The organism is Methylobacterium sp. D48H (assembly GCF_053345715.1).
Genome location: NZ_JBKFAP010000002.1, coordinates 138,729 through 152,094, shown reverse-complemented (window position 1 = coordinate 152,094; position 13,366 = coordinate 138,729). Strand labels below are relative to the sequence as shown.

The following is a 13,366-nucleotide window of genomic DNA, read 5'->3' as shown; positions in this document are numbered from 1 at the left end:
GGGCGATGCTGAACCCGACGCGGGCCGATTAGGCGCACGTAGGGCGTACCCGTTCAATCGAAGAACGCCTCAAAAAGAGGCGAGTTCGACCGAAAGGCGAATTTTTCCACTGATCCTCATACGGACGGTTGATAGCCGAAAGGGGGACGTGCTCGGCGTCCCCCGGACTGGTCTCAGCCTTCCTTGCCGGCGACCTTGCCGAGCGCCGCCTGTGCGGCCGCGAGCCGGGCAATCGGCACCCGGTAGGGCGAGCAGGACACGTAGTCGAGTCCCACCTCCTGGCAGAAGCCGACCGAGGCGGGATCGCCGCCGTGCTCGCCGCAGATGCCGAGCTTGATGTCTGGCCGGGTCTTGCGGCCGCGCTCGACGCCGATGCGCACCAGCTCGCCTACGCCTTCCTGGTCGATCGTGATGAACGGGTCGGCCGGCAGGATGCCCTTCTGGGTATAGGGGCCCAGGAAGGTGGCCGCGTCGTCGCGGGAGATGCCGAGCGCCGTCTGGGTCAGGTCGTTGGTGCCAAAGGAGAAGAACTCCGCGGTCTCGGCGATCTCATTGGCCTTGAGGGCCGCGCGCGGCAGCTCGATCATCGTGCCGACCTGATAGTCGAGGGTCGCGCCCTTCTCCTCGGCCACGGCCTTCGCCATGGCGTCGATGCGGGCCTTCACGATGTCGAACTCGGCGCGGGTGAAGACCAGCGGCACCATCACTTCGGGCGTCACCGCCTTGCCGGTATCGGCGGCCGCCTGGACGGCGGCCTCGAAGATCGCGCGGGCCTGCATCTCGGCGATCTCCGGGAAGGCGATCGCGAGGCGGCAGCCCCGGAAGCCGAGCATCGGGTTGTGCTCGGACAGCTCGCGCGTCCGGTGCCGGATCTTCTCCTCGGAGACGCCCGTCGCCTTCACGACCTCGGCGACCTCGGCGTCGGTGTGCGGCAGGAACTCGTGGAGCGGCGGGTCGAGGAGGCGGATCGTGACCGGCAGGCCGGACATGATCGTGAACAGCTCCAGGAAGTCCTGCCGCTGGTAGGGCAGGATCTTCGCCAGCGCCGCGCGCCGGCCCTCGGCGTCGTCGGCGAGGATCATCTCGCGGACCGCGATGATGCGGTCACCCTCGAAGAACATGTGCTCGGTGCGGCAGAGGCCGATGCCCTCGGCGCCGAAGTTGCGCGCGGTCCGGGCGTCGGTCGGCGTGTCGGCGTTGGCGCGGACCTTCATGCCGCGGATCGCGTCGGCCCACTCCATCAGGGTGGCGAAGTCGCCCGACAGCTCGGGCTCCAGCATCTTCACCTCGCCCTGGATCACCTGGCCGGTGGAGCCGTCGATGGTGATCCGGTCGCCGGCCTTCAGCGTCGTGCCGCCGACCGTCAGGGTCTGCGCCTTGTAGTCGATCCGGATCGAGCCGACGCCGGAGACGCAGGGCTTGCCCATGCCGCGGGCCACCACGGCCGCGTGGCTGGTCATGCCGCCGCGGGTGGTGAGGATGCCCTCGGCGGCGTGCATCCCGTGGATGTCCTCGGGCGAGGTCTCGATCCGGACGAGGATGCACTTGCGCTCGGCCTTGCGGTGGGCCTCCGCGTCCTCGGAATTGAACACGATCTCGCCGGTCGCCGCGCCGGGCGAGGCCGGCAGGCCGGAGGCGATGACCTTGCGGTCGGCCTTCGGGTCGATGGTCGGGTGCAGGAGTTGGTCGAGGGCGCCGGGCTCGACGCGGCCGATCGCCTCCTCCTTCGAGATCAGCCCCTCGCCCGCCAGATCAACGGCGATGCGCAGGGCGGCCTTGGCCGTGCGCTTGCCGTTGCGGGTCTGGAGCATCCAGAGCTTCCCCTTCTCGATGGTGAATTCCATGTCCTGCATGTCGCGGTAGTGCGACTCTAGGATCCCGTAGATCCGGGTCAGCTCCGCGAAGCTCTCCGGCATGGCCTTCTCCATGGAAGGCTTGTCGCTCTCCGCCTCTTCCCGCGCCTTCTCGGTGATGTTCTGCGGGGTGCGGATGCCCGCCACGACATCCTCGCCCTGCGCGTTGATCAGGAACTCGCCGTAGAGCGCCTTCTCACCGGTGGAGGGGTTGCGGGTGAAGGCGACGCCGGTGGCCGACGTGTCGCCCATGTTGCCGAACACCATGGCCTGCACGTTGACGGCCGTGCCCCAGCTCTCCGGGATGTTGTTCAGCTCCCGGTACTTCTTCGCGCGGGGGATCATCCACGAATTGAACACGGCGCCGATCGCGCCCCAGAGCTGGTCGTCCGCGCCCTGCGGGAAGTCCGAGCCGTGCTCGTCGCGCACGATCTTCTTGTAGGTCTGGATGAGGGTCTTCCAGTCGCCGGCGCCGAGCTCGGTGTCGAGGTCGAAGCCCTTGCCCTCCTTGTACTGCTCCAGCGCCTCCTCGAAGGCGTGGTGCTCAACGCCGAGCACCACGTTCGAGTACATCGTGATGAACCGCCGGTACGAATCGTAGGCGAAACGCTCGTCGTCGGCCTCCTTGGCGAGGGCCAGGACGGTCTCGTCATTGAGGCCGAGATTGAGGACCGTGTCCATCATGCCGGGCATCGAGGCGCGCGCACCCGAGCGGACCGACACGAGCAGCGGGTTCGTCGCGTCGCCGAACTTGCGGCCGGTGAGCTTGCCCACCTGGGCGAGCGCTTCCGCGACCTGATCCTTGAGCTCCGGCGGATAGGATTTGCCGTGATCGTAGAAGTAGGTGCAGACCTCGGTGGTGATCGTGAAGCCCGGCGGGACCGGCAGGCCCAGGTTGGACATCTCGGCGAGGTTGGCACCCTTGCCGCCGAGCAGGTCGCGCATCTGCGACTTGCCCTCCGCCTTGCCGTCGCCGAAGGCATAGACCCACTTCGCGCTGCCGGTCGCCATGTCGATCCCGTCCGTATCTGGTGCCCGGCGCCGGCCGAGCTGATGGGCGGGGTTGGACCATCCCGCAGCGCAACGCAAGATGAACGCGCGATGGCCCTGTGCGTGCACGGCTGACGGCTCGAGCGGTCTGTCAGGTCCGCGCCGTCGCGGCGCGGGCGCGGCCCGTCAATGCAGGATTCCGAGCCCGATCACGCCGACGACGATCAGGTAGATCGCGACGATGTAGTTGAGCAGCCGCGGCATCACCAGGATCAGGATTCCGGCGAGGATCGCGATCAGCGGCTGGAGGTTCGAGATGGTGATGGTCACGGACGCCTCCTGAGGGCCGAGCTTGGCCGCCGGTATCGACGCCTCTACCCCACGGAGGTTCCCTGTAGCTTGGGCGGGGCGGCCGGTCGTCCGGCCGCCCCGGGGCGGATCAGGGCTTCGGCGTCGGGGTCTCGGTCCCGGGGATCGGGTCCTTGGCCTCGCCGGTCGGCAGGCTCACGGCGATCGTCGGGTGCGACAGCTCCGGATAGGGCTCGATCACGTTGGCGCCGTTGAGCGGCTTGTTGGCGCCGTTGTGACAGGTGGCGCAGTTGATCTTCGGCACGTCGCCCAGGATCCCGAGCCGGTTCCGCGGGAACGTCGATTTCAGCGGCTCCATATAATCCTGGTTCAGGTCACGCACCATCCGGATGCCGTACCAGGCATGGACGCGGTTGGGCGTGCTGGTGTCCCACTGCGCCACCGATCGGGTGTTGTGGCAGAAGGTGCAGTTGACCCCGAGAGACTGCGACATGCTGATCATGATCGCGAAGGTCTTCTCGGCGTCCTGGATCGGCTTGCCCTTGGTCTCCGGCAGCGCCGTGGTGGCGTTGACCCGGACCGCGTCCTCCGACGTTTCCTTGTGCTGATAGAAGGCCTGATAGACGTCGTAGGGCAGCGAGGTGTTGCCGACTTCTGCGGAGGCGAGGTTCTGGCTGTTGTTGCGCGGGATGAAGCGCCCCGCCCCCTGGACCGGATGATCGAACCAGATATTGGCCGGCACCGGATTGCCGCGGTGACAGGTGTAGCAGGTCACGCCCGCCTGATGGACGTGGTTCTCCTTCCAGGACGAGTTGATGTACTGGGTCATCTGGAGCATCCGCCGGGCGACGCGCTTCTGGTAGAGCTCGTCGGACGCCATGTTCTCGGTGCTGTGGCAGTAGGTGCAGCCCTGCTGCGGGGCCACCCACTCGGTGATCGACACCATCAGCCGGTTGAACTGCTCGGCCGAGAGATCGCCCAGAACCTGGACGTTCTGGTAGACGGCCGAGGCCTTGTCGCCGCCCGCATCGGCCGGATCGGCCGGGGTCGGGGCGACGTTCGCGGCGGCGAGCGCCTCGTTGCCGGCGCGGGTGCGGATGAGGTCCATGCCCGTCCCGCGGAAGCCGGTCTGCTTGTTCGCCATCGGCGGGTGGGTCCAGCCGGCGCCGCCGAACATCGCGATGGTGAGGAAGAGGGCCAGTGCGCCGCCGGCCACCGCCAGAATCGTCTTCATGACGGCCTCCTCACGGCTTCATGCCGGGTGCGAGATGGGCGGGATCCACGATCGGGCCGTAGACCTGCGGGTACGAGGGCGCGACGCCGTGCTTGACGGCCCAGAGGTACCAGTTGTCGACCACGGTCCCGGTGAGCAGGATGCCGATGCCGCCGGTCAGCGTCGTCAGCACGGCGAACCACCACGCCCAGCGGTGGATCGACTCCATCGTGGCGTTGAAGCCCATGGTCCAGCGCCAGAACAGGGCGGCGCGCTCGGTGGCCGTGCCGCGGTCGACGATCTGGTCGATCTCGCGCTCCGCGCCGTAGCGCGAGCAGGCCAGGATCGTGCCCCCGTGCATCGCGAACAGCAGCGTCGACCCGTAGAGGAACGTGATCGAGAGCATGTGGAACGGATTGTAGAAGAGGTTCCCGTAGCGGAGCGAGAAGGCCGCGGTCCAGTCGAGGTGCGGGAAGATGCCGAACGGCACGGCTTCCGACCACGAGCCCATCAGCACCGGCCGGATGAAGCCGAGGACGAGGTAGAGCCAGATCGCCGACGCGAAGGCCCACGGTACGTGCAGGCCGAGGCCGAGCGCCCGCGCCCGCTTGTAGAGATGGACCCACCACAGCAGGATCGAGGCCGTCAGGAAAAAGCCGGCGATGAGCCACCACCCACCCTCGTTCAGGGGCGGGAGGACCTTCAGGCCGTACTTCGGGAGAGGCGGCTCGAGGGCGAGCCACGGCAATTGCCGGACGAACTGGACCGGGTCCCAGTTCACCGAGGCCCACATGTTGAGCCCGATGATCTCGAAGGCGATCACCCCGCATGTGATCGACAGAGCCGCGATGTAGCCGATGTAGATCGGCCCGACCTGGCTGTTGCCGATCAGCCCGAACAGGTAGCTGTTGAACGGCTTGCCGACCCGCTCGTCGACCGCGACCGGGACGCCCTGATCCGGCACGAGCGGGCGCACCTGAACCTGCGTGAAGATGTTCTGGTAATAGGCCATGGCCTGCCCTCCCCCGGAGTGCCGCGCACTGGGCGGCGGCGACCCACGTTAGTCCCCTCGTTCCGATCGCGTCCGATCGCGTCCGATCCGTCACCGCCAGACCGGCAGGTTGAGCCACCAGCCCCACCATTGCGGCCAGCCCTGCGTCCAGAACGGCCCGCTGATGACGATGCAGACCGCGCTCCAGAACCCCGCAGAGAGGGCCAGAAACAGGCCGAGGCGGTGGATGCCGAGCGTGCCGATCGAGTAGCCGATCGTGTCGCGGAAGAAGGTGTCCTCGTGCTCGGGCGTCTTCACGGTCTCGCCCTTCTTCGGGTTGGTCGCCGACAGGATCAGGCCGCCGTGCATCGCCAGGGCCAGCGTCGTCGTGAAGAAGAACGTCACGGCCAGCATGTGAGCCGGATTATAGTGGAAGTGGAGATACTGGTATCCGGTGTTGGACACCCAATCGAGATGGCTGAGGATGCCGTACGGGAAGCCGTAGCCCCAGGCGCCCATCAGCAGCGGCCGGATCACCACGAGGGTGAAGTAGGCGAAGATCGCCATGCCGAAGGCCGCGGGGACGTGGTAGCCGATCCCGAGCTTGCGGCAAATCTCGACCTCGCGCAGCGCCCAGGAGACGAACGAGCCGAGCGCGCACATGGTGATGATCTGCCAGAGCCCGCCATCCTTCAGCGGCGCGAGTCTCAGGCCGTAGCTGACATCGGGCGGCGCGATGTTGATCTGCCAGATGTTCCAGGTCGGTCCGATCGCGGCGCCGTAGATGACGAGCGCGGTGCCCAGCACCGTGAAGAACATGCCGACGACGCCGAAGAAACCGACGAAGAACGGCCCGACCCAGAAGTCGAACAGGTCGCCTCCGAGCAAGGTGCCGCCGCGAACCCTGTATTTGCGCTCGAAGCTCAGCATCGCCATGGCGGCTGCTCCTCAGTCAGGCCGGAGAAGAGGAAATATGGGTGGACCGCGGCCCTCGCGCGCCGCGGTCCGGACCGGCACTCAGGCCGGCATCTGCGGCAGCGCGAGCGTGATGGTGTTCTGGGCCGCCTTGTTGTTTCTCGGGCCGTCCAGCCAGTTGAACCGGTCGGTCGAGAGCAGGATGAAGTGGATCAGCAGCGCCAGGATAAAGAGGAAGGTGAACAGAGCCACCAGCGTGCGCCGCGGATCGAAGAGCAACCAAACCTTGTGCATCCGATCCTCCTCAGCCGATCATCGTGACGAGGGCGTGGGCCGCATCGCGAACGCCCTCGAGAGAGGCGTAGCCCTGCGGTCCGGGGAGCCACGGACGCCACAGCCAGACAAGGATGTGGGCGACCACGGCGATCGCCGTGAAGATGAGGAAGCTCGTCAGGAAGATCGCGTGGAACTCCTTGGCTTCCGGTTCCGTCAGCCCGGACAGGCTGCTCGGTCTTTCTGTTGTGACGGGTCCACTCGCCATCGTTCAGACCTCCGTGTGTTGGCCGCGCCTCTGGCGAGGCGCGACGGGTTCAGCCGCGATGCCTTTCGGCTGTCACGGCCCGACTTCCCCCGCGTGACCGGACGGAAGCGTCTCGCTCAGGGGCGTTTCAGCCCATGAAGGCGAAGGGGATCGCCTGAACCGCCATGGCGCGGGCTTCGCCGAAGACCGAGCGGCGCGCCGGCGCCAGGCCCGGGCGGGCCGTCTCGCGGCTGGGCCGGAACCGGTTCAGCGCCGCGGCGGCGAGGAAGAACGGGTAGGTCGCCGCCAGGATCAGCCGGAACTGAAACGCTTCCTGGTGCTGGCGGCCGGTCGGGACCATCGTTCGCATCGTCAGGTCTCCTCTGGGTGAAACGGAAAGGCGGCTCATGCGGGCACTCCTCCCGCGAGGGCGGCCCGGGCCCGCGCCACGTGAGCGGGCGCTACCGCGGCGGCCTCGGTGTCCCGGGCAGCCCGCTCGGCGGCGTCGCGCAGGCGCTTGGCCGCGGAGATCCGGGCGAGCACCGGCTGGGCCTCGACCAGGGCGTCGAGCGCCTGCCGGGCGGCCTCGTCCCACGGCAGCTCGGCGTGGCGCCGGGCCGGCGTCGCCTCGACCTTGTCCATGTCGCGGGCGAGCGGCAGGATGTGGAAGAGGGTGTCGAACAGGGCGTTGCAGACCTCCTGGACCAGGTAGGTCGCCCCGGCGTAGCCCATGAAGGGCGTCCCGGTGTGGCGCCGGATGATCGCGCCGGGGAACGAGGCCGGCACGTAGGTCGCCCGGGCTCCGCACTCGGCGAGGTACATCCGCTCGTTGAACGAGCCGAACAGCACCAGCGGCGGCTTGGCCGCGACGGCGGCGCGGACGGCCGCGTTGTCGGGCTTCAGACCGGCCGAGCGCCCGAAGGCGAAGTGGCAGGGCAGGCCCATCTCGTCTTCGAGGAAATGGCGCACGCCGCGCGCGTAGGTCTCGGTCGCGACGATGCCGAAGCTGGCGGTCCCGAAGAAGTCCTGCGTCACCGAGCGCCAGAGATCCCATACCGGCTTGATCGTCGTGTGCCGCTCCCGCTCGATGAACGGCTCGGGATCGAGGCCCAGGATCGCGCCCAGCGAGCGCAGGAACTTGGTCGTGGACAGGATGCCGATCGGCGCCTGCAGGTACGGGCGCTCCAGATCCTCGCAGAGCAGCCGCCCGAACTCCCGGTAGAGGCAGATATTGGCGTCGGCGTTGACCAGCTTCGGCACGTCGGCGAGGTGCGCGCCGAGCGGGAAGGTGAGGTTCACCTCGGCGCCGATCCCCTCGACCAGCCGCCGGATCTCGGAGAGGTCGGACGGCATGTTGAAGGTGCCGTAGGCCGGGCCGATGAGGTTCACTCGCGGCTTCTCGCCGGGCTTCTTCTCCGGCCGGGCCGGGATGCCCTTCTTGGCGAACTTCTTCGCCCCGTACTCCTGCCAGAGCCAGCGCATCGCCCGGTCGGCGGCCTGCCACTGGTCCTCGTCGATCGTGCGCGGCAGGAAGCGCTGGAGCCCCGTGCCCTCCGGCGTCACGCCTCCGCCGATCATCTCGGCGATGGAGCCGGTGACCACGACGCTGGGCTGGCCCGGATCGAGGGTCGCGTGGGCGCGCTTCATGGCGCCCTCGGTGCCGTGCCGGCCGAGTTCCTCCTCGGCGAGCCCGGTGACCACGATCGGCAGCTCGTGCGGCGGCAGCGCGTCGGTGTAGTGCAGCACCGAGGTGACCGGCAGGTTCTCGCAGCCGACGGGGCCGTCGATGACGACCTGCAGGCCCTTGATCGCCGTGAAGACGTAGACCGCGCCCCAGTAGCCCCCGGCCCTGTCGTGATCGAGGATGAGCATCAGGCCATCTCCCCGATCGGCTTCTTGGGGCCCTCGATCTTCGGGCCCTGGCGCTTCTGCGGCACCTCCTGCCAGACGCCCGCGGCGTGGCCGGTGCCGACGCCCTCGAAGAAGTCGCGCATGGCGTCGAAGCGCGCCCTGTTGCCGAGGGCGGCGTTGATCACCGTGGCGAGCGACCCGGCGCCGGCCGCGCCCATCAGCGGGCGCGCCGAGATCAGGTTGGTGAAGTAGAGCGCCGGGGTGCCGCGCTCCTTGGCGCGCTGCACCACCGGCGTCGTGCCGATGGCGAGATCGGGCTTCAGCGCTTCGAAGGCGAACAGATCATCCTCGAGGGAGGCCCGGTAGCGGACCTCCGTTCCGCGAGACTCGAGCCAGTCGCGATCCGCCTCCGACCAGGGCGTGCGCGGGCAGGCGGTGCCGACATAGGGGACCTCGGCGCCGCTCTCGACGAGGAGGCGCGCCACGAGCAGCTCCGATCCCTCGTAGCCCGAGAGCGTGATCCGCCCCTTGATCGGCATCGCGCCGAGCGCGCCGCGGATGCCGGGCAGGATGCGGTTCTTGGCCGCCTCGACGGTGGCGCGGGGCACGCCGCAGGCCTCGCCGATCCGGTCGAGCCAGTCGGCGGTCCCGTCGACGCCGACGGGAGCGGAGCCGACGATCGGGCGGCCGGCCGCCTCGAACTCGCGGATCGAGGCCGTGTAGAACGGGTGAATCGCCGCGACCGCCGCGCAGTCGAGGGCCGCGTAGAGCTCGCGCCATTCCCGGGTCGGCACGACCGGGCCGGCCGAGAGTCCCAGCGGCTCCAGGAGCGATCCGATCAGCACCGGGTCGGCCGGGAAGATCTCGCCCAGCAGCGCGACGCTCGGGCGCTCGGAACGGCCACCGCGGGGGGCGGCGACGGGCCCCTGCTCGGCCTCCGCGCGGGCGACCTTGAGCATGGCGCCGGCGAGTACGTCCTTGGCTTCCGCGTGGGTCGGGACTCCGAAGCCCGGCACGTCGATCCCGATCACCCGGACGCCGTCGATCGCCTTCGGCAGCAGGCGCAGCGGCACACCGGAGGCCGTCGGGACGCAGAGGTTGATGACGACGACGGCGTCGTAATCTTCCGGCTTCGCAGTCGCGTGGACCGCCTCGCGGATGTCCTCGAACAGCTTGCCGGTGACGAGCGTCTCGGAGTTAAACGGCACGTAGCCGACGCTGCGCCGCGCCCCGTAGAAATGCGACGTGAAGGTCAGGCCGTACACGCAGCAGGCCGAGCCCGACAGGATCGTCGCCGTGCGGCGCATCCGCAGACCGACCCGCAGCGAGCCGAAGGCCGGGCACATGCTCTGCGGCTGGTCGTGCGGGCCCTGGGGATAATCCTCGCGCAGCTGTGCCAGGGTCTCCGACATGCCGGCGGCTTCCGCGGCCGCCACCATCGCGTCCTTGCCGGCGTGGCAACCCAGGCCGTCGCTCTGCGCCGCGGCGAGGTCGACGGTGGCCGGCGCCTTGCGGGCCCGCAGATCGGCGATGTCGAGGGAGACGGCCATGCGCGTCAGACCTCGTCGTACACGACTTCGAGGGACGGCTTGGACACGTGGGCGACGCCGCACATGTCCTCGTGGGTCGCCGGAACCAGCACGACGTCGCGGCCGGTGGTCTCGCTGGAGAACAGGCCGAGCAGCCCGTCCTGCGAGAGCGGCGTCGGGCGGTGCGGCGCGGCCTCCGCGACATTGGCGGCGAGTTCCGCGAACAGGGTGCCCCAGCGCCCGTCCGGCTTGCCGATGATCTCGTAATTCGCGCTCTTGCGGCGGATGTCCTCGTCGGCCGGGATCGAGGCCAGGACCGGGATGCCGGCCGCCTCCGCGAAGGCCTGGGCCTCGCCGGTGCCGTCGTCCTTGTTGATCACGAGGCCGCCGACGCCGACATTGCCCCCGAGCTTGCGGAAATACTCCACCGCCGAGCAGACGTTGTTGGCGACGTAGAGCGACTGCAGGTCGTTCGAGCCGACGACGATGACCTTCTGGCACATGTCCCGGGCGATCGGCAGGCCGAAGCCGCCGCAGACCACGTCGCCGAGGAAGTCGAGGAGGACGAAGTCGAAGCCCCACTCGTGGAAGCCCAGCTTCTCCAGAAGCTCGAAGCCGTGGATGATGCCGCGGCCGCCGCAGCCGCGCCCGACTTCGGGACCGCCGAGCTCCATGGCGTAGACGCCGTCGCGCTTGAAGCAGACGTCGCCGATCGCGACCGACTCGCCCGCGAGCTTCTTCCTGGTCGACGTCTCGATGATGGTCGGGCAGGCCTTGCCGCCGAAGAGGAGCGAGGTGGTGTCGCTCTTCGGGTCGCAGCCGATCAGCAGGACCTTCTTGCCCTGCTGGGCCATCATGTAGCTGAGATTGGCGAGGGTGAACGACTTGCCGATGCCGCCCTTGCCGTAGATCGCGATGATCTGCGTCTCCTTCTTGGCCGGTGCGGTGGACACGGCATCGGGCTCGATCGCGGCCTCGGCGCGGAGCTGGGTCGCCTGGGACAGGGCAGCCTTATTGAGCTGAACGTTCACGCGGCGTCCCTCCAGTCGAGGATCATCTTCAGGCAGCCCGGATCCGCGAACGCGGTGCGGTAGGCGTCCTGGGCCTGTGCCGCCGGGGCACGGTGGGTAATCAGCCCGTCGAGGGAGAGCCGGCCGCTCTCGATCATCCGCGTCACCGCCACCGTGTCCTCGGGCCTGAACTCGGCCGAGATCCGGATCCGGGCCTCGCGCATGAAGGCGGGCGGGAAAGCGAAGCTGAGGGGCGCCTCGTAGAACCCGGCGAGGACGATCTCGCCCCCCGGTGCGAGCCGGGCGATCAGGTCGTCGAGGCCGGCGGCGTTGCCGCTGACATCCGTGATCGTCGCGTAGTCGCGCCGGGGATCCGCGTCGGGTGCGACGACGGTGTATCCGTGCTCGCCGGCTGCGCGCACGGGGTCCGTCTCCCAGACGGTGGGCGCGGCGCCCGCCGCCAGGGTCAGCCGCGCGAGCAGCCGGCCGAGGACGCCGTGCCCGACGATGAGCGGAGCCGCGCCGGGGGCGAGGCGCCCGAGGGCGCGATGGGCGGTCGCCGCGAGGGCCAGGAGGCAGGCCTGCTCGCCGAGGGCCTCGTCCACCGGCACGAGGCGGGCGGCCGGTGCGACCAGATGGGACGCGGCGCCTCCGAACAGGCCGCGAACGGCGCCGAAGCACCGGGCCCCCGGGACGTAGACGGTCTGGCCGACCCGGACCGAAGCGCCGGCATCCGCCTCCACGACCGTCCCGACGGATTCGTAGCCCGGCACCAGGGGGTAGCCCATACCCGGGAAGGGCGGCATCCGCCCCGACCAGAGCAGGCGCTCGGTGCCGGTGCTGATCCCGCTCCAGGACACCGCCACGACCGCGTCCGCGTCAGTGGGCGGCGTCAGGGCCAGGCGCTGAACCGAGAGGTGCTCCGGGTTTTCCAGAATGACGGCCAGAGCGTCCATGGCTGGAAGTGTCCACCCTTTGCGTTGCGACTCTCTCTGGTGCGAAGCCGCTATGTGTCATCCTAGATAGACACCGATCAGCGTCAAGTCACACTTACTTGGCTCGGCCTGTTTTTTGAGCTCTCAGCACCCGCGCGAGCAGGGGGCGACGTGTCGGATGCTCGTGCGTGGCGGTGAAACCTGCGGCCGCGAGCATCGCGCGCAGCTCCTCGGCCCGGCGCGGCCGGCCGGAGCCCATCGCCAGGAGGTAAAAGCCGAAATAGGCGTCGCCGACCGGCTCCGCGCCGGGCGTCCCGGCCATCGGCTCCGCGATGAGCAGCGTGCCACCCGACGGCAGCGCCGCGTAGGCCGCCCGCAGCAGTGCCTGGGCCGGCGCGTCGTCGTGATCGTGGACGATCCGCACCAGGGTGATCGTGTCGGCGCCCGCGGGCAGCCCGCCGTGGAAGTCGCCTCCGCGGCAGGCGATCCTGTCGCCGAGGCCGGATTGGTCGAGGCGCGCTCGGGCGCGGTCGGCGACGGCCGGCAGGTCGAACAGGGTCAGGCGGGGGCCGGCGTGCCGCGCCGCCACGGCCTGCAGGAAGGCGCCCTCGCCGCCGCCGACATCCATGAGGTGCCGGACGCGCGACAGGTCGCAGGCGTCGAGCACATCCTCGGCGATCAGCGCCTGCGAGGCACCCATCAGGCCGCTGTAGGGAGCCACCGTGCGCGCGTCGCCCGTCGCCCCGGCCGCGTAGGGCCAGTAGCCCGCGAGGCGGGTCGGCTGGGCCTGTCCGCGCAGCAGGGCGACCGGATCCGCGAGATCCGCGTAGAGCAGCGCGTGATGCTCGATCATGGCGGCGATGCCGGGATTGCCGACGAGGGCCGCGCCCAGGTCGGCCAGCCCGAATCGGTCATTCGACAGGGCGCGCAGCAGACCGAGGGACTCGGCGGCGCGCAGCAGGCGTCGTGCCGCGTCGGGCGTGAGGTCGAGCCGCCGCGCCAGCGCGTCGACCGTCTGCGGGCCCTCCGCGAGGATCGCGAACAGGTCGAGGCGGATGCAGGCGGTCAGGATCTGCGCGTAGACGAAGCCGGCACAGAGGTCGAACAGCGCCCGCGTGTTGCGCTGCGCGATGCGGCGCGTCAGCGGAAAACCCGCTGCCCAGCGCTGGAACCGGGGGCTGGCGACGAGGCGGTTGCGCCACGCGAGCCACCTGTCCGCCCACGCGGGCGGAACGGGCGGCACCGTGCCG

The 13,366-nt window shown here is 69.4% G+C and carries 13 protein-coding genes; all 13 read right to left on the bottom strand.

What is annotated here, in order from left to right; all coding sequences use genetic code 11:
• Positions 1 to 173: 173 nt before the first annotated feature.
• A complete protein-coding gene (gene ppdK, locus ACLBX8_RS06840) occupies positions 174 to 2,864 on the bottom strand; it encodes a pyruvate, phosphate dikinase (RefSeq protein ID WP_447681352.1) in 2,691 nt (896 codons plus the stop codon).
• A 165-nt stretch (positions 2,865 to 3,029) separates the two neighbouring features.
• The gene (locus tag ACLBX8_RS06835) at positions 3,030 to 3,173 is read right to left on the bottom strand and encodes a DUF3096 domain-containing protein (protein ID WP_012319762.1); all 144 of its coding nucleotides are present in this window, start codon (positions 3,171 to 3,173) and stop codon (positions 3,030 to 3,032) included.
• 109 nt (positions 3,174 to 3,282) lie between these two features.
• Complete coding sequence (gene pufC, locus ACLBX8_RS06830) at positions 3,283 to 4,386, bottom strand: photosynthetic reaction center cytochrome PufC (protein WP_056528659.1); 1,104 nt, start codon at positions 4,384 to 4,386, stop codon at positions 3,283 to 3,285.
• A gap of 10 nt (positions 4,387 to 4,396) precedes the next feature.
• On the bottom strand, positions 4,397 to 5,377 hold the full coding sequence (gene pufM, locus ACLBX8_RS06825) for a photosynthetic reaction center subunit M (RefSeq protein ID WP_447681350.1): 981 nt from the start codon (positions 5,375 to 5,377) through the stop codon (positions 4,397 to 4,399).
• Between the two features lie 90 nt (positions 5,378 to 5,467).
• Positions 5,468 to 6,292, bottom strand: a complete 825-nt coding sequence (gene pufL / locus ACLBX8_RS06820) for a photosynthetic reaction center subunit L (RefSeq protein ID WP_020091994.1) — start codon at positions 6,290 to 6,292, stop codon at positions 5,468 to 5,470.
• An 81-nt stretch (positions 6,293 to 6,373) separates the two neighbouring features.
• Complete coding sequence (gene pufA, locus ACLBX8_RS06815) at positions 6,374 to 6,565, bottom strand: light-harvesting antenna LH1, alpha subunit (protein ID WP_020091993.1); 192 nt, start codon at positions 6,563 to 6,565, stop codon at positions 6,374 to 6,376.
• Positions 6,566 to 6,575: 10 nt separating this feature from the next.
• Entirely contained in the window at positions 6,576 to 6,812 is a 237-nt protein-coding gene (pufB, locus tag ACLBX8_RS06810) for a light-harvesting antenna LH1, beta subunit (protein ID WP_012319767.1), read from the bottom strand.
• Positions 6,813 to 6,939: 127 nt separating this feature from the next.
• Entirely contained in the window at positions 6,940 to 7,161 is a 222-nt protein-coding gene (locus ACLBX8_RS06805; RefSeq protein WP_026604760.1) for a hypothetical protein, read from the bottom strand.
• Between the two features lie 35 nt (positions 7,162 to 7,196).
• Positions 7,197 to 8,663: a chlorophyllide a reductase subunit Z gene (bchZ, locus tag ACLBX8_RS06800; RefSeq protein ID WP_447681349.1), complete on the bottom strand. Its 1,467-nt coding sequence runs from the start codon at positions 8,661 to 8,663 to the stop codon at positions 7,197 to 7,199.
• Entirely contained in the window at positions 8,663 to 10,192 is a 1,530-nt protein-coding gene (gene bchY / locus ACLBX8_RS06795) for a chlorophyllide a reductase subunit Y (protein WP_447714800.1), read from the bottom strand. Before bchY ends, bchZ begins: the two co-directional genes overlap by 1 nt.
• A gap of 5 nt (positions 10,193 to 10,197) precedes the next feature.
• The gene (locus ACLBX8_RS06790; RefSeq protein ID WP_042669531.1) at positions 10,198 to 11,202 is read right to left on the bottom strand and encodes a chlorophyllide a reductase iron protein subunit X; all 1,005 of its coding nucleotides are present in this window, start codon (positions 11,200 to 11,202) and stop codon (positions 10,198 to 10,200) included.
• Positions 11,199 to 12,137, bottom strand: coding sequence for a chlorophyll synthesis pathway protein BchC (gene bchC / locus ACLBX8_RS06785; protein ID WP_091976542.1), 939 nt, complete (start codon positions 12,135 to 12,137; stop codon positions 11,199 to 11,201). Before bchC ends, ACLBX8_RS06790 begins: the two co-directional genes overlap by 4 nt.
• A gap of 94 nt (positions 12,138 to 12,231) precedes the next feature.
• Positions 12,232 to 13,359 (bottom strand): methyltransferase, encoded by a 1,128-nt coding sequence (locus tag ACLBX8_RS06780; protein ID WP_447714799.1) that lies wholly within the window; start codon positions 13,357 to 13,359, stop codon positions 12,232 to 12,234.
• Positions 13,360 to 13,366: the final 7 nt, after the last annotated feature.